Raw genomic sequence first — 17,735 nt, 5'->3', positions numbered from 1 at the left:
GTTTAAAAAAAGCACCCCATAATATTGGTTATTATGGGGTGAAACATAAGATCCTAGGAACAGGATCCTCCTCAAGTCAGGAGCTTATCAATATTCGTTACTGCTATTTACGGATACTACGGTTCAACGACTACGGTTACTTTACTGCTCTACTTCTTACTGCTTTTTAACACTCACTACAGGGTATTAGGTTAATAAACCTTCTCTTCTGTGCTAGGCATCAATGCATCAAAATTGGCTCTTATCTCTTCTTCTGGTAATTGAATACCAATAAAGACCAATGTACTTTGACGAGTTTCATCTTCATTCCACGGTCTATCCCAATCAGCACTATAAAGGCGTTGCACACCTTGGAATAACAAGCGATTAGGTTGGTCTTTAATATTTAATATCCCTTTATAACGCAAAAGATTATCAGCAAAGCTTAATAATAATTTTTCCATTACGTCTGAAACTTCTTGTAACTCAACAGGGTAATCAAACTTTAGTACAATCGAATTAATGTCATCTTGCTTATCAGCCTGATAACGAAACAGAGGCTGTTTTACATCGAGGTTATCGTTCAACATAAAACCTTTTACGTTAAACAGTAATCCTAAATCAATTTGTCCATGAATAACGGTATGCACAGGCGCTCTAGCATTAATACGTCTTAGTCGTGCCATTAATTCAGGAGAGGCTGGAGTGACGTCTGTTTTCGTTAACAGAATGCGGTCGGCATAACCAATTTGTGATTGTGCAATCGTAAATTGATCCAGTTGTTGCTGAGCGTGAACATTATCAACAAGCGTGATAATGCCATCTAATAAGTAGCGCTGGCAGATGATCTCATGAGAAAAGAATGTTTGGCTAATAGGACCTGGATCAGCCATTCCTGTGCATTCAATAACTAATCTATCAAATTCGATTTCACCACGATCTAGGCTGTCACATAAGTCTAATAGCGTATCTTCTAATTCATTCGATTTACTGCAACAAATGCAACCATTGGTCAGTGTTTTAATTTGAGTAGCTCTATCACCAATGATTTCATCATCAATAGGGACTTCACCAAATTCATTTTCAATAACGGCAATTTTATAGCCATGCTCTTCATTAAGCATATGACGTAAAAGTGTTGTTTTTCCCGATCCTAAAAAACCGGTCAGTATTGTCACTGCAATAGGTTCCATCATTTATCTCCTTTACGGATCATTAGCAACAGCGAAAACCGCCTTTACCATCACCACCGCCATAACGGGCTTCCTGACGCTCACGGAAAAACTCGTTATAGGTCATAACAGGCTTATCTGGATGGTTATCTTTCATGTGTTGCACATAATTATCGTAATCAGGAATACCTATTAGCATACGTGCTGCTTGTCCTAGATATTTTCCAGCTTGTCCTAAATTACCAAACATAAGTTTCTCCTAAGCCCCGTACTGGCAAGCCAGCACGGGGGTTTAACCTATCTACCTAAATTAGTGACCTGAGGACACTTTTACATCTTTTGGCATAGGAACATACGGTGTTTCTTGTGATGTATCTTCTGGGTTTTTACGTGCTTTCATTGCAGTACGGAAACCGTAGAAAATGATGCTGTAAACAACCACTAAGAACAGAATACTTAAGCCAGCATTGGTATAGTTGTTAATTACAATATGATTCATATTGGTAATTTCAGCCGCAGTTAAGTCAGCACCACCTGCTAAGATCTTCGCTTTGTATTCATTTGCTAAGTAGAAGAAACCTTCCATTTGTGGATCATCGCTGAGAAGTTTCAGACCTAATGCCCATGTTGTACAAATTAATAACCATACTGCTGGAACAACTGTCACCCAGATATATTTAGTACGTTTCATCTTAACTAAGATAACAGTACCTAATACCAGAGCAACTGCCGCTAACATTTGGTTTGAAATACCAAACAGTGGCCACAAGCTCTTAACACCACCTAATGGGTCAACAACACCTTGGTATAACAGATATCCCCATAATCCTACGCAACCCGCAGTACCAATCACACCCGGAATGAACGAATTTGTTTTCTTCAGGTAAGGGATAAAGTTACCTAACAAGTCTTGGAACATAAAGCGACCAGAACGTGTACCCGCATCTAACGCCGTTAAAATAAAGAGCGCTTCGAACAAGATCCCAAAGTGATACCAGAAGCCCATATCCGCAGCAGGAATGATTTTATGGAATACCATCGCGATACCAACAGCTAAGGTAGGCGCACCACCAGCACGGTTTAATACAGAAGGCTCACCAATATCTTTCGCCGTTTGTAGAATTTCTTCTGGCGAAATAACAAAGCCCCATGAACTCACCGTTGCAGCAGTATGCACAGTAACTTCTCTTAACTGCTCCATAATAACTGCTGTATTTTCACCACCTAATTCATGAAGGTTCGGCATAGTAATACCTAAACCTGCTGGTGGTGTATTCATTGCAAAATACAGACCAGGTTCAATAATAGATGCAGCGACTAACGCCATGATCGCAACGAATGATTCCATTAACATTGCACCATAACCGATAAAACGCGCATCCATTTCATTGGCAATAAGCTTAGGTGTTGTACCTGAAGCAATCAGTGCGTGGAAACCAGAAACGGCACCACAAGCGATAGTGATAAATAAGAATGGGAATAAAGCCCCTTTCCACAATGGTCCTGTACCATCGACATATTGAGTAACCGCTGGCATTTTCAGTTCAGGATTTAGGATAACAATACCAACGGCTAAACCAACGATAACCCCAATTTTCAGGAACGTCGCTAAGTAATCACGAGGAGCAAGGATCAACCAAACTGGCAGTAATGCAGAAACAAAAGCATAACCAATAAGACCAAAGGTGATTGTTGTATCTTTAAAGGTGAGTGCAGGTCCCCAGTATGGATCATGAGCAATAACGCCACCAAACCAAATCGCAGCAATCAGTAATACAATACCGATAACAGAGACTTCACCGACACGGCCTGGACGGATATAGCGCATATAGATACCCATAAACAGGGCAATTGGTACTGTTGAACAAACAGTAAACACACCCCATGGGCTTTCTGCTAATGCTTTAACAACGATAAGCGCAAGCACTGCAAGAATGATGATCATGATAAGGAAACAGCCGAATAAAGCGATAGTACCCGGAATAGGACCCATCTCTTTCTTTATCATCTCACCAAGTGAGTTACCATTACGGCGTGTTGAAATAAACAACACCATAAAGTCTTGTACTGCACCAGCAAGCACAACCCCAGCTAATAACCAAAGCGTACCCGGTAAATACCCCATTTGAGCAGCAAGAACAGGCCCTACTAAAGGACCAGCACCCGCGATAGCCGCAAAGTGGTGACCAAATAAAACATAACGGTTAGTTGGAACGTAGTTCAAACCGTCATTATTAACAACAGAAGGTGTTGCTCTAGTTGGATCAAGCTTCATCACTTTTTGAGCGATATAAAGACTGTAATAACGATAAGCAACTAAATAAACGGCAACAGAAGCAACAACTATCCATAGTGCACTGACGTGTTCACCACGGCGAAGCGCAACCACTGAAAGACAAAAAGCACCGATAATCCCTAGGATCACCCAAGGTACGTGCTTTAAAAATGCATTTTTGTTCATGAGACACCTTTTTTTCAGGCAAGACCGAACAGCCAAAGAGTAATGCGGGACAGCTGAGAATGATTTGAGCGAATATGAGAGACAACTGCCCGCTACTACATAATAAGAAGAATGAGATATAAACAGTGCGACAAAATCGCTTAGCGGTTGTATAACGAATTAAGCGGTCTGTTTTTTGAGTTGAGTGGTTCTGTCTTTTTGAAATGGCTATTTTTTTGTGATCTAGATAACAATTTTATTTCTTTCAATAAGTTAGAAAATCATTAAATAGAAAAAAACCTCCTTTTCACTAACAAAAAAGGAGGTTTTTTATAACATTATTTAATTAAGTAGTAATTATTGGCTAAATTGAACGGATATCAAAAGCACGTTACCTTTTCGAGCAGGTGAACCATTAAAACGCCATTGATATGCAGCATCAATAACGGCATTATCTATGCTCATATCACCACTGCCAGATTTCAATAGCACCACAGTAGGAACACCTTGAGGGTCAACATCAAGTTGTAAGATCATATCCCCTGTTTTAGGTGCTGTATCAGGTGCATTCACTTTCGGTAATGCCTGATCACTGCCTTTGATATTCGCTGATGAGAAATCAATACTAAATGCCCGATTTGATTGCTCAACAACCTTGTTGTTTAGCGACTTACGTATCACTTTACTATTAGGATCTGATGCTGGTATTACACGTTGAGCTAATTGAATCTGAGTTAAGTCATCACTGAGATAATCATCTGAAGGTTTAACTTCAATACCTTCAGGTAAATAACGCATATCCATTCGCGCTCGCAAGGTTTGATAGCGATCTAAGCGAGCACCCTCAAGTGTATGTATCACCATTCTCATTTCTAACATTTGCATCAGCGAACCAACACTTTCTTTTGATTTTTGCTGTGACGCTTTAGCAAATGCCCCTGCTGCAATTTCAGGATCTTCATCGAGCCATGTTATGCCCCATCCTAACCAGACATCTTCACGATCGGGTTCTAATGCGATGGCCTGTTCAAAATGAGTACGCGCATTGAGTAATAAAGTTTGCCAATATTTTTTCTCTTGAGGATAAATTTTAGGAGAACTGGTTAAATTGTTGGTTCCTACGTTGTAATATTGCAATTCAAAACGTGCCACTGTTCTCACGATATCGGCATTATCCTGATGAAGAGCGAGTTTTTCATTTAAAAAGCGAATACTGTTATCCCAACTTTCATGGTTATTTTTACCATTAGGCAATGTCTGCAACTCTTTTAAGATGGCTTGTAACGCAGCACGTTTTTCTTGCTGTTGTTGAGATAATCTAGGGTAATAAGATGAATAAGGATCATAGCTGGAGCGAGTTGCTTCTCTTCCATCATCTAATTCTGGCGCTTGCTTTTTCAGTTCTGTATAAGCATTTTCAGTCAGTGTTATCCCTTTTGCATCTTGTCTCGCATAAGCTTTAACCAGTTTTATCAATGTTGATTGTTGCTTAACCGCATACTCTTTCCAACCAAGACGGGTACTTTCAAAACGAACTGTCACACGTTGGCGATATCCGTCTTTGTTTGGCATAAAACGCCAATGACGAGCCGCTTTCACTGCTTGATCATCGAAAGCATCAACACCACTACTGTTTTGCACCCAAAGCCCTGAAATACGCCCTTGAGGATCGACATCAACGGATAAAATAACATCTGCACGAGGGATATATTTTCTGATTGTTGGATAACGGATCTCAGTTAAGTTTTTCACTTCATTAGGTGATTCAACAATCACTTCTCCGGGATACTCTTTTCCCATCATTGATTGCATTTCAAGATAAGTGGTTAAATCATTATTGATTGCATTACTCACTGGTAATCGCTGATTAGCAAGCTTAGTGACTTCTTCTGGTGGTGTACTGTTTTGTCGATAAAAACGATCTTCAATAACACGCGCTTGTAATATCTGATAAACCTGACGCTGATTTTCAGTAAGCTCTGAAATTGCTTTTTTCAACAATTGTTGCGCTGAAATATCATTATGACCTTGCTTAGCCTGTTTGAGCGTATCTGCCACCATTAAAGCTAACATCGCTTTTTCAATTTGTGCATCCAAAGAACGATGGGCGATATAAGTAAGTGATAAAACTTGCCATGCCTCAGGTGATAATGGCGCAACAGCAATAACATTAATACCTGATTGCGTTAATTGAGCATCATTACTATTTGAAAGGGAAGCTAATGCCTGAGCGACCATAATCTCAGGTTGATTTAATAGCCAGTCGCCATAAAAATTGAGTGTTTTTACAGCTTCCGCACGTTCTGATGTTCCCTTGGTATGAACTAAATAAGCTTCTTTCGCTTTTGTCGCCACAATCACATCATCACTAAAATAATCCAATCCTGGTAAAGCAATTCGCGCTTTCTCAATAGCACTAATAGATGCCAGCGCTTTCGGTTGATTAGACCGAATAATGTTACGGATCTCATTTTCACTATTAACAACAAAATAATGATAATTTTGCCATTCAGATTGTTCTATATTTTGTAAAACAAAGCGACGACGATCTTCTAATTCACTCTTTGGTATCACCGAGAATGACACCCCCAGCGCCATTAAAAGGACTAATCCACCACCACATAAATAGTAAATGTTTTTAGCTCGCCACGATTGCAATAACATAACAATCGTCATAATAAGAGAGCCTAACCATAATCCCAGTAAGAAATTACGCTCATCAAAGCGAACAGATGAGGGGAGAATTTTACTATTAAAACTATCAATCAAGCTAAAGGTTGAAACTAAGAAGGCTGGCAACCAGAAAGGGAACAGTAACGTTATAACGCCAATAATAATCAGGATCAGCTTTATTCTTTTTTTCATGTTATTTTCCCTAAATTATGGCTTTCTTTTCAAAATATGCATTGAAGGGAAAACAAAAAGAACTAACAAGATAATGGCTAAAACCATTAAAAACATCACACTCAACATCGTTATTAGTATTTGCTCAATATAATCCGCTTTGATTAAATCTGCGATCCAGCTAGAACCTAAACCACCGCTGGCTCCTTGTGGAATAAAATTCATCAGTAATAAACCCAAAAATACAGGGACTATCATGGCAATAGCGGTATGTAATATGACTTTGGGTACTTGGTTTATTGCATTTTTAACCGCAATAAATATCGCTGGCGGTTGAATAGGTTTCGCTGGCGTAGTTTGAGTTGGCGCTTGTCGGATATTCGCATTTTGTACTCTTTTTTGACGAACTGGCTCACGTTGCGTTTGGTTTTGTTTCTGAGTAATTGCAACTTGCTGTAACTTCGCCTCTCTTGCACAAGCTGCGCAAGCTTTACCTGCAAAATGCTGGTGGTTTTTATCTTTTTGACAAATGACTAACTGTTGCTTTTCGGGTTGTGCATATTCATAAAGTGCTGTCGTCCATGTTTTTGCACTTGGTCTTTGCGAAGGTGTGCCTGAAAATGCTTTATCAAAGAGCGTTCTTAGCTTATCAGGTAATTGTTTATGTCCACTGGCGACATTTGGGGTGATCAAATTATGCGCCTTTATGCCATAACCATAAAAATGCCCCGCAATACGTCTTGGTATATCCGTAGGTACAGTGTCATTTTTAGGTCGGCCACTAAAAGGGTGGATACCAAAATTAAGCAACTGAAAAATAATAACGGCTAAGGCAAATCGGTCTTGCCACTCTTCTTGAGATTCTGGAACGGTTTGTTTTGCTTGAAATTCAGGGGCAAGATATTCAACAGTAAATTGCCCAGCAGGAAAACGCGTATTCTCACCTTGGATACTAAATCCATCACAATCGAGAAGAGACATATACAGACTTGATTTATAAAACCGCAAATTCAGCGGTTTCATATCAATAATACGGTGCCCTTGCTGATGTAAAGCATCAATCAATGAGCAAAGGTTATATGCGAGACTCACTTTCGCCCCCATTCCCGTGGGTAAGCCATGCGCTTTGGCTTGGCGTTCTTGAAGAATGTATTCCAACTCAATCGTATTTTTCACATCAAGTTCAGGCATCACAAAGCCAACAAATTGCTTTTGGCTATTGTATAAACGTGCTTGAGGCCATGCGAGTTGGATAATGGGCGTATCGTTAACAGAAACGGGCTTTAATGCAGGTTCTAACTTCTGCATTGCCGTGATCTTTTTCAGATAATAGGCTTTATCAATTTTGTCATGATAAACTTTTGAGACTTGGAAAGGTGCATTATTAATATGGCTAACGCTACCCGCACCACCACTTTTTATCAAATCACCTATTTGATAAATCTTACCGTTTTCATCTTGTAATTGCCTAGATACTGGTTGAACTATCCCTTTCTTTCTCGCTTTTACCACAACTCTTCATCCCTGATGCAAATAACTAAGGTTTTATCATCGCCTGTGATTGAGTGTGTTCGAGGATCAGCTAAAGTCCCTGCTAATGCCTCACTTCCACTATCTTCTGATACAGTTTTTAAATAACGGATCACAGGGGTGATAAACGGTTCATAAAGGGCATCACCCGCTTTATTCATGGCAAAAGGCTGTACACCATCAGACATCAAAATAACTTGTTTTACAGGTTTATTTAGGGGAATAACGCGTAAATGCGCTTCCCAATTTTCTGACGTTACAAACCAAGTTTGATTCGCATATTCTCCATTTTCAGGTTGTGATACATAACTTGTACCATCACAGTATTCCACCACAGCAATACCGTCCCCCAAATGGAATAAATAGCCACTATCATCACCGACCCAACATGCAACCAGTGTTGATGCATATTCATTAAGCGCACACTGCTTTATTTCTGCATATTCAGCAAGTTGGAGGCGAATATCTTCAATAAGTTGTTTAGCTCCTTGTGTTATCTGTTTTTCGGTTAACAAATCAATGTTTGGCCACTCTGTAATACGTAGCGTAAATAACCGAGCAACAAGCTGAGCACCTTGTTCACTATAACGAGAAGAACCAGCACCATCACAAACAGCAGCGATAAGATATTCACCTTTACGACGAATAAAATAAGCATCCTGACAGGGAATTTGACGTTCTTGATGGGCAATGCCTGTCACAGATGCCCCATAAGCTAACCAATCATTCATCAAACAGGTACACTCGCCCAAGAATCAGTTGAAGGTAATTGTGCCGTACCGCCTGGTGTAGATTGTGAAACAACCTGCATACTGGCGCTTAGCCACAAGAACAGTTCTTTAAATTGCAACCCTTTAAGCATTTTCACGCCGTTAACGCCATTACGACTAAAACTTCCCATGACTTCTGCTGATGCGCCATCAACCATAATCGGAAACACCGCTGTTTTTTGGCTTTCTTCTGCTTGGCGACAAAGCTGTGCAGCCTGTTCCCATTGGTCTGTCGGAACACCATCAGACATTAAAAATAGCCAAGGACGTGTATAAGCAACACCCGCTTGTTTAAAGCGCTGTTTTTCAGCTTCAATTTCTTCAAGCGCTAAAGTAATGGCTTGTCCCATTGGGGTTGTGCCATTAGCTTCTAAAACAGGGGCTGTGAAATCCATAGCATCTTTCCAATCACCATGAACCGTACATTGGTCATATCCACCGTATTCAATCACTAAAATACGTACACGTTTAGCCGCAATCACATCATTTTTGAGTTCTTGTTCGAGTAATTTAAGCCCTTCATTTAATTGTTGAATAGGTTGACCATACATACTGCCAGAGCTATCTAGCACTAAGATCAGAGGGGTACGTTGTTCACTGTTATCAACCAAGGCTACGTCAGGGATCATGGGATGCTCCATCATTCAGTTATTATTTTTCATGATAATGATTAATGTAACATAAAGACGCAAAATTCATCAGAAAGAAAAAAGCGATAAAAGGAAGATAAAGATATTTCTGAAAAAAAACAGGTTTTGAGGTTTTAAATAGAGTGTTTTAAATTAAATTTTAGAACATTTACGCGATTTTAGATGAAAAAAAGCACCTCATTACATTAAGTAAAAGGTGCTTTTTAAATAAAATATTTATGATGTTAATAGTGGATCTTTTGGCGTCCAGCAATAGAGTGTGAAAGCGTTGTACCGTCAACCATTTCAAGTTCGCCGCCCACTGGAACGCCGTGAGCTATCCGGCTTGCCGTAATATCATACTGAGCACAGATTTCAGCAATATAATTGGCTGTAGCTTCACCTTCAACAGTCGGATTGGTTGCCAAGATCACTTCAGAAATCGTCTCTTGGCTTAAGCGCTCTTCAAGTCTATCTAAACCAATGTCCATAGGACCGATACCATCTAAAGGGGATAAATGCCCCATTAAGACAAAGTATCGCCCTGCAAACTGCCCTGTCTGCTCGATAGCATGAATATCCGCAGGACTTTCGACAACACAAATTTGCCCATTTTGCTGACGACGAACATTCGCACAGATGGTGCAACGCTCTTCTTCAGTAAAAGTTCGGCAATCACAGCAATGACCGATTTCAGACATTGCACGCGTGAGTGCTTGTGCAAGTCGCATACCACCGCTTCTATCGCGTTGAAGTAGTTGGAAAGCCATTCGTTGCGCTGACTTAGGCCCGACACCGGGTAAACAACGCAACGCTTCCATTAATGATTCAAGAAGTGGGCTGGTTTGCATTAGAATGGCATCTTAAAGCCTGGTGGCAATTGCATACCGTTAGAAACAGAGGCCATTCTTTCTTTTTGTGTTTCATCAATACGACGCGCAGCATCATTAAAGGCAGCAGCAATCAGATCTTCCAGCATCTCTTTGTCATCTTCTAGCAGGCTAGGATCGATTTCAACACGACGGCAATTATGAGCACCATTGATAGTGATCTTAACTAAGCCAGCGCCAGATTCACCTGTCACTTCTAAGTTTGCGATCTCTTCTTGCATTTGTTGCATTTTTTCTTGCATTTGTTGGGCTTGCTTCATCAGATTACCCAAACCACCTTTTCCGAACATAATTGTCTCTCTTTGTAAAAGCCACACAGTATGAAGTCATACAACATGTTGCGATTAAACAGGTCGGATACTCTCTTCATCCAATTCAGCATCAAAATATTGCTGTAATGTTTGAATCGTTTTATCCGTAATAATCGATTGACGCGATAACGCCAATTTTTCATCATAAATGGCTTGTCGCCACTCCAACGGTGTTTTTACCGTTGGATCATCATCTTCTATAATTGTGAGTGAAATTGCTTTTCCATGCAATTCACTTAACGCATTAGTAAGCGTGCGTAACGCATTTGCAGAATTTAAATGTTTCTGTTTAGTTCGTAAATGCAAAATAACGTTTTCTTCGTTTACTGTCTCTTTATACGCATTTAATGCCAGTTGTTGCACCAATTTAGGGAGTGGCATTTTGTCAATTTCAGCCGCCCAAGCATCTCTTTCTTGCGACTCTTTAGCAATTTTTGCTGCTAATTCAGGTGTTTTTTCATATTCGAGAACTTCTTTGATCTCTTTTGGTGAAGAAACAACCTCTTGCGTTGACATTAACTCAGGGTTTTGCGGACGCCACTGATACTCTTCTTTTTTCTTTTTTTCAGGCGCATTAGTCTGACGCTTCGCTGCTTGCTGGCGTTTTTCACTCACGGCTGCTAGCCGCTCTAATGCACTAGCAGCCGGCTTGGCCCGATTAGGCGTCGCCGGTTCAGACTTTTTTGGCGGGGTTTGTTGTTCCGTCCCCTTTATTGCCTGCCTTGCCCTTAGAAGTTGTGCTGCGGGGCTATTGCCTAATGAAGCACTATTTTCTATTGGTGAAGAAGATGGGTGATCCACTTGAGGCGAATGAGTCTGCACAGTTTGCGGAGCATAATGTTCAGACATTCTATTTGTAGGCAATGATGCTGAAGGTAAAGTTTGTGCTAATGGCGCAGAAGGTATTTCATCAATCACTGTTTTAGGATGAAAAGCAAGCGCACGTAACAGAGTCATTTCAACCCCCATGCGTCTATCTGGCGCATAAGCCAGTTCTTTTCGCCCTACTAATAAGGTTTGATAATAGAGTTGTAAATCTTGTGGAGAAACAGATTTTGCCAATAAACGTAGGCGTTCTTGAGTAAATTGTTCTTGAGGATTTTCTTCACTAGGCAATAACTGCAACATCGCAATTTGATGCAGTAATGAGAGTGTTTCAACCAAGAAATTTTCCCAGTCAGTACCTCTTGAAGCGACTTCATTAACCAGCGACATGACCTGTTGACCATCCGCTTTTACTAACGCTTCAATCAATGCTAATGGTTGAGCGTCATCAATCGTGCCAAGCATTTGGCTAACCACTTCTGCACTGACAACACCTTCACCACTTGCGATAGCTTGATCTGTTAAGCTTAATGCATCTCGCATACTGCCATCAGCAGCGCGAGCAATAAGTTGACGCGCTCTTACATCATTTTCAATATGCTCTGCTGATAGCACTTTTTCGAGTTGTGTCGCAATTTGGTCAATATCTAATGCTCGCAGATGAAATTGCAAGCAACGTGATAAAATCGTGACAGGTAATTTTTGTGGATCAGTCGTCGCTAATAAGAATTTAACGTGCTCTGGCGGTTCTTCTAATGTTTTTAGTAGCGCATTAAAACTGTGACGAGAAAGCATGTGAACTTCATCAATCAAGTAGACTTTAAAGCGTCCTCGCGCTGGCGCGTACTGCACATTGTCCAGCAGTTCACGGGTATCTTCTACCTTAGTACGAGATGCAGCATCGATTTCAATTAAATCGACAAAACGCCCTTGTTCTATTTCAAGGCAATTTGCACATTGACCACAAGGTTTACTCGTAATACCTGTTTCACAATTGAGCCCTTTGGCAAATAATCGGGCAATAGTGGTTTTTCCGACACCTCGTGTGCCAGAAAAAAGATAGGCGTGATGAAGTCGCTGATGATCAAGACCATTAGCTAAAGCAGTCAACACATGACGTTGACCAACAACATCGTTAAAAGTTTGTGGGCGCCACTTGCGGGCAAGTACCTGATAGCTCATTGATTCCGCTAAATTTGAACAAGATTTATCTCTATGCTAACACAGGGACGACCTATTGAGCGAGATCTGTAAGAAACAAATGAGATATTGGAGAAAGAACCAGCAGAAATTTAAGGTAAAGATAAGAGGTAACAATTGTGCGGGCAATATACATTTATAAAAATAGAAAAATTATAAATGATATATAAACACCCGCACTCTTACTTGTGTTTACGATAAGAACTTAATTAGTTCTTCTCTAAACAGTGAAGATATTAATGTCCTGGAAAATCAACCAGTGTAAAGCTATGAACACCTTGTTTTTCTAAGCGTTCGATACCGCCTAAATCAGGTAAGCAGATAATGAATGCAGCTTCTGTCACAGTACCACCTAAACGGCGGATCAGACGAGCAGTTGCTTCAATGGTGCCACCTGTTGCTAGTAAATCATCAACCATTAATACTTTGTCTTGATCCGTAATGCTATCTTTGTGGATCTCTAAAGTATCTGTGCCGTATTCCAGATCATAAGTTTCACTGAGCGTTTCGCGAGGCAATTTACCTTTTTTACGAACAGGAACAAAACCAACACCTAGGCGTAAAGCGACTGGAGCACCAAATAGGAAGCCACGCGCTTCGGTACCCACAACTTTAGTGATACCCTGACCTTGATAGTGTTCTACCAATAAATCAATGGTTGCCTGATATGCAGCAGGATTATCCAATAATGTAGTGATATCACGGAATAATATCCCTTCTTTTGGATAATCAGGAATGGTTTCAATACTGTCTTTAATAAATTGCAGTTGTTGCGCGTTAGCAGTCATAATCAGTGCCATAATAAAAAACGAAACGATAGAATCTATGCAATATGCCGTTAAAATGCAACAGAAAGCCAATTAACAACTCTTTTTTGTTGCTTTAAGTCAATTCATGTTTTTATCAAAACAGGGGCAAGAACCAGATGAATAAACCTGATCCTTTAAGCTTATTTAAAAAACAGATAGACAATCTAGCCGAAACAGTGGCGCCTATTGCAAACAAAAAAATTGCAGCACCTTGCTTCGACACGACACTATTCCACCGCCGAAGTGATTCCCTTGGTGGCTACATGCAACAGATCCGCGATAATTTTACCCAGTTAATCGCTTGTGTTGAGGCACAACGAAGCCAGCAAGTTAAATTTCTGGCCACACAAATCCTACAACAAATTGAAGCATTAACTCGTGAATTATCGACACAAACACTAAGAAAGCAAGAGAACCAGCTTACTCAACGAAAAAAAAGTGTCGATTTATACCAAAAGCTTGCCCAACATCAGGATTATGAGCGCCGATTACAAGCCATGATCCAAGATAGAGAGCTTTCATTAACGCAAGCACAGAGCTTTATGAAGCAACAAGAGTTACAAAAAGAGATTGCCGCTCTTGAAAATCGCCTTGCGCGCTGCAAAAATGCCCTGTTCTCTATCGAAAAGAGCATTGAGAAACAAGAAGATAAATTTTAAAGGGAATGATAATGAGTTTAAAAGACGCACCAGAGTCTGTTCAATTGGCAGTCGATCTTATCTATTTACTTGAAAGCCACCATATTGATCCTAAAACAGCACTAGAAGCCCTCGAGATTGTGCGCCAAGATTATGAAAAAAAATTAGCGGCACAATCTACTCATTCATCCCTTTAATTAAGCAAAAGGCGTATTGGCTTCAGGTGTTGAGCCATCAAGAGGACGTTTTATCTCTTGTACTTCATCACCTTGTTTATTATGCAAATAGACATCAAGTTGGTTAAACGCAATATTGATATTATTTTCATTACACAGCTTATCAATAGCGCGGTTAACTTCATCTATTGCAATATTTCTGTCACCTAATGTTCTGACATAAAAACGCAAATCATGATTCAGGGTGCTTGCCCCAAATTCAGTAAATAGCACCACAGGTTCTGGTTCAGTCATCACTCTGGCATTCTCTTTAGCGGCCTTCATTAAGATATCTTTGACCTTATCGAGGTCAGATCCATAAGCAACACCCACTTGAATAATAATACGTGTCACCGTATCAGATAATGTCCAGTTAATAAGCCGTTCAGTTACAAACGCTTTATTTGGAATAATCACTTCTTTGCGATCAAAGTCAGTCACTGTCGTTGCTCTAATACGAATTCGGCTAACCGTACCAGAATAAGTACCAATAGTAACCGTATCACCAATTCTGACGGGTCTTTCGAACAAAATAATTAAGCCAGACACAAAGTTTGCAAATATTTCTTGTAAACCGAACCCTAAACCAACCGTTAAAGCTGCGGCTAACCATTGCAGTTTTTCCCATGCTACACCTAATATTCCCAGTGATACGATGGTTCCGATAGCAATAATAATGTAGGTCAAAATGGTTGTGATCGCGTAAGAAGCGCCTTGTTGCAGTTTTATACGAGATAAAATTAATACCTCTAATAAACCCGGTAAATTTCGGGTCATAAACCAAGAAATTGCCATAATAGAAACAGACAATAATAGGTCGGCAACAGTAACCGCTTTAACGACATTACCAAGCTCTGTCGGCAAAGTGTAACTCCAGAGCGTTATTCCATCTAAATAGGTAAAGACCGTAATAAAATCAGACCAAATACCATAGAAACTAGACGCAAAGATGATAAATAAGATCATCGTTGTCAGTCTTAATGATTGTTGATTGATTTGATCCATATCCATTGGAGGTTCTTGAATAGGTTCAAGACTGTTATCTTCGCCTTCTTTTTTCTCTTTAAGCATTGCTTGTCGACGCTCAAGTGCACGACGATAGGCAAGGCGTCGAGCCGCAACAGTTAAGCCGCGCAAACTGGCGTGATAAGCAATAAACCACAGCATGAGTAGATATAAGCTATCAATCCAACGATTTGCTAAACGCAATGCGGTGTAGTAATAACCAAAAATAACCAATCCCATTAAAATAAGGGGGGAAAACGTTAATAAGGTAATGACGACCGTTCTAACAACATGATTGCCCTTTTCTTGCCACATTTCACGGCAAAATGGCAACGCACATAAACTAATACCAAATAATGAAATAATCGCAACCAATTGCCCAATGACATCCCCCACCAACAGCAATGGATTATTAATGCCATAAGCTGAAAGCAGAATAATTGGCAACATTGGCAGTGATAATCGTAATAAACGTTTACGATTTTGCTGAACGCGTTCGAGAGGAATTTTAAAATGTTTTACTGCAACACCATTGTCAGACATTAAGCGATAAGACCATTCAAACATCAGCCAAAATACCGCAAATTGCCATGCAAAAGACCAAATAAATTCTTGCTGAACATTAAAGCTATTAATTAGCCAATACCCTATTGCTAATACAATACAAGAAAGGGGTAATGTTTTTATAAATACAATCCCTAATGCTAATGGCGTATGCAGTTGTGAGTCTTTATTAAGCTTATTAATATCCGCATTCAGTTTTTCAAATTGCATATCTAGCTTTTTACGTTGCCAAATAATCAACAAACTGAACGAAATAAGTGCAATAAGTACAGGAAGTGATTTCTTAGCCCCGATCAACAGATTTTCATTTGACCAGTTAAGTTTAAAACCTTGAAATTCGGCAACCGCTTGAGTCGGAAATACTGCAAACCAATTAAGGTTAATCGGCTTATTACTGCTTACCCAGAAAATTTGCTGAGCCAATGTGTTTTCGAGTGAACTTACCACGCTGCGTAATTGTTGCTGATCCATTTGGAGATTAATCGAACCCGAAATTTGATTACCTAATTGGTTATTCAGTTTATCGAGCAGTTCTCTACGAGCATCAACTAATAGTTCCAAAGCATTGCGTAACTCTTTTTGCGCATTAGCATCAGCAGTTTCAGGATGTGTTGATTGATACTCTTTCATCAACTGATCAATATAAATATTAGGTTGAATAATTTGATCACGTTGCTTGTTTATTTCAAATTGTTCTAATCGCAGATCGGCAATTTTATCAGGCAGGTTATTAATAAATATACCATCGGGTAAATCAACTTGTTCTTCAAAAAGAATACGTGACAGCAATAAACTGCCTTTAAGCACATCAATTTGTTCTTTTAAATTACGTTCAGATTGAATAGCTCTATCTAAGCGATTCTTGACTAGTAAGCTATGGCGATTTAAATCATTATTATTTTGCGTGGTAACAATCAACTTATCGCTAAGCTGTTTATTGATTTCTGTTTGTGCCAAATAAAATGGATCATTATTAATGATCTGATTCTCAAGCCCTGTACTTTGAGCTTCTTTGGCAGTTTCCTCTGAGCTATCTAAGCGTTTATCATTGATAGCATCCTGAAGTAATTGAGCATGCTCTTGTGAAAGGTCGATATAAGCAGAACTATAATCTCGCTGTAGTTGCAATAAGCTTTGCAGTTGCACATTTGATTGGAGAGTTCGCTTTTGAAAATTATTTTGTTGTTGAAGATAATATTGTTCTAATTGCAACAGTTGCACTGCCGAAGTACGCATTTGTGCTTTATCAGCACTGCTTTTATTCAACAAGGTTCTTATTTGTTGCAGTCTTTCTGAATTGCTAAATAAAACAGATTGCGCCCTTTCAGGTTGTGTTTGTAATACAATAAGCTCATTACTGTAGTTGGCTAAATCATCTTGAGATTTTTGTAATGACTGTAATACCGTTTCAAGTTGAGATTCTAATGTTGCAAGCGGTAAAGCCTCTAATGATTTTTTATAATCGTCAGCTTCTTTATTAGCGACTTTTTGTTTTAATTGATCGAGTTGATATTGAGTACTACGCAATTTTTCTGGTAATTGATCGACTGTTTTATTGTAGCTTGTCGATTTTTTTTCTAATTGTTGAATATCATCAAGTAATAAAAGCGATTGCTCGAGATCAGCAATAGTTAATTTATCTTCTGCACTTAACTCACTGCGCTTATTTAATAAATTAAGCTGGTTTTGAATGCTTTCTTGAGTCGGTAAATTACTCGATACCGCGGCTAAAACAGCGGTAATGGAAAGGCTCCAAAGAATAAAGACAATAATCGAGGCTGTAATAACCGTCTTTATTTGACTATTAAATTGAGAAAAAAGAGTTTTTGTACACATGGTTAAGCAACTTGTTCAATTAATATTGAAAAACTGTCTCTTAGTATAATCCAATTGCTTTAAATTGGCAGTGTAAAC

14 protein-coding genes are annotated in these 17,735 nt (G+C 39.5%); 2 read left to right on the top strand and 12 right to left on the bottom strand.

Translation table 11 applies throughout. The features are described 5' to 3' along the window. Positions 1–191: 191 nt before the first annotated feature. The 11 genes from yjiA to apt all read right to left on the bottom strand — a co-directional run bounded on the left by yjiA (position 192) and on the right by apt (position 13,378). Entirely contained in the window at positions 192–1,172 is a 981-nt protein-coding gene (gene yjiA / locus JEP71_RS07570; RefSeq protein ID WP_198626032.1) for a GTPase, read from the bottom strand. A 22-nt stretch (positions 1,173–1,194) separates the two neighbouring features. Beyond that, entirely contained in the window at positions 1,195–1,401 is a 207-nt protein-coding gene (locus tag JEP71_RS07565) for a YbdD/YjiX family protein (protein WP_004245057.1), read from the bottom strand. A 60-nt stretch (positions 1,402–1,461) separates the two neighbouring features. Further along, the gene (locus tag JEP71_RS07560) at positions 1,462–3,612 is read right to left on the bottom strand and encodes a carbon starvation CstA family protein (RefSeq protein ID WP_109371657.1); all 2,151 of its coding nucleotides are present in this window, start codon (positions 3,610–3,612) and stop codon (positions 1,462–1,464) included. 336 nt (positions 3,613–3,948) lie between these two features. Then, positions 3,949–6,456 (bottom strand): energy transducer TonB family protein, encoded by a 2,508-nt coding sequence (locus tag JEP71_RS07555; RefSeq protein WP_198626030.1) that lies wholly within the window; start codon positions 6,454–6,456, stop codon positions 3,949–3,951. A gap of 15 nt (positions 6,457–6,471) precedes the next feature. Continuing rightward, the gene (locus JEP71_RS07550) at positions 6,472–7,947 is read right to left on the bottom strand and encodes a DNA-binding protein (protein ID WP_198619371.1); all 1,476 of its coding nucleotides are present in this window, start codon (positions 7,945–7,947) and stop codon (positions 6,472–6,474) included. Next, positions 7,941–8,696 (bottom strand): PP2C family serine/threonine-protein phosphatase, encoded by a 756-nt coding sequence (locus JEP71_RS07545; RefSeq protein WP_109371663.1) that lies wholly within the window; start codon positions 8,694–8,696, stop codon positions 7,941–7,943. Before JEP71_RS07545 ends, JEP71_RS07550 begins: the two co-directional genes overlap by 7 nt. After that, complete coding sequence (locus tag JEP71_RS07540; RefSeq protein ID WP_227336451.1) at positions 8,696–9,364, bottom strand: vWA domain-containing protein; 669 nt, start codon at positions 9,362–9,364, stop codon at positions 8,696–8,698. Before JEP71_RS07540 ends, JEP71_RS07545 begins: the two co-directional genes overlap by 1 nt. Positions 9,365–9,609: 245 nt before the next feature. After that, positions 9,610–10,215: a recombination mediator RecR gene (gene recR / locus JEP71_RS07535; protein WP_088493661.1), complete on the bottom strand. Its 606-nt coding sequence runs from the start codon at positions 10,213–10,215 to the stop codon at positions 9,610–9,612. Further along, positions 10,215–10,544, bottom strand: a complete 330-nt coding sequence (locus JEP71_RS07530; protein WP_023580840.1) for a YbaB/EbfC family nucleoid-associated protein — start codon at positions 10,542–10,544, stop codon at positions 10,215–10,217. The genes recR and JEP71_RS07530 overlap by 1 nt, the downstream gene beginning before the upstream one ends. 54 nt (positions 10,545–10,598) lie before the next feature. Then, positions 10,599–12,572, bottom strand: coding sequence for a DNA polymerase III subunit gamma/tau (gene dnaX, locus JEP71_RS07525; RefSeq protein WP_198626028.1), 1,974 nt, complete (start codon positions 12,570–12,572; stop codon positions 10,599–10,601). 254 nt (positions 12,573–12,826) lie between these two features. Beyond that, positions 12,827–13,378 (bottom strand): adenine phosphoribosyltransferase, encoded by a 552-nt coding sequence (gene apt, locus JEP71_RS07520; protein WP_036911661.1) that lies wholly within the window; start codon positions 13,376–13,378, stop codon positions 12,827–12,829. Positions 13,379–13,515: 137 nt separating this feature from the next. Between apt and priC the strand changes: the two genes are divergently transcribed. Next, the gene (priC, locus tag JEP71_RS07515) at positions 13,516–14,058 is read left to right on the top strand and encodes a primosomal replication protein PriC (protein WP_109371671.1); all 543 of its coding nucleotides are present in this window, start codon (positions 13,516–13,518) and stop codon (positions 14,056–14,058) included. An 11-nt stretch (positions 14,059–14,069) separates the two neighbouring features. Continuing rightward, positions 14,070–14,234, top strand: coding sequence for a pleiotropic regulatory protein RsmS (gene rsmS / locus JEP71_RS07510; RefSeq protein ID WP_198619369.1), 165 nt, complete (start codon positions 14,070–14,072; stop codon positions 14,232–14,234). Here the strand turns inward: rsmS and mscK are convergent, their stop codons facing one another. Then, positions 14,235–17,657 carry a mechanosensitive channel MscK gene (gene mscK, locus JEP71_RS07505; RefSeq protein ID WP_198626027.1) on the bottom strand — a complete coding sequence of 1,141 codons (3,423 nt, stop codon included), beginning with the start codon at positions 17,655–17,657 and terminating at the stop codon, positions 14,235–14,237. It lies immediately after the preceding gene. Positions 17,658–17,735 lie beyond the last annotated feature (78 nt).

Source organism: Proteus sp. PR00224, from assembly GCF_016238105.1.
In the GTDB taxonomy this organism is placed as follows: Bacteria; Pseudomonadota; Gammaproteobacteria; order Enterobacterales; family Enterobacteriaceae; genus Proteus.
The sequence above is the reverse complement of the archived record's forward strand: the minus strand, read 5'-3'. Positions and strand labels throughout refer to the sequence as shown.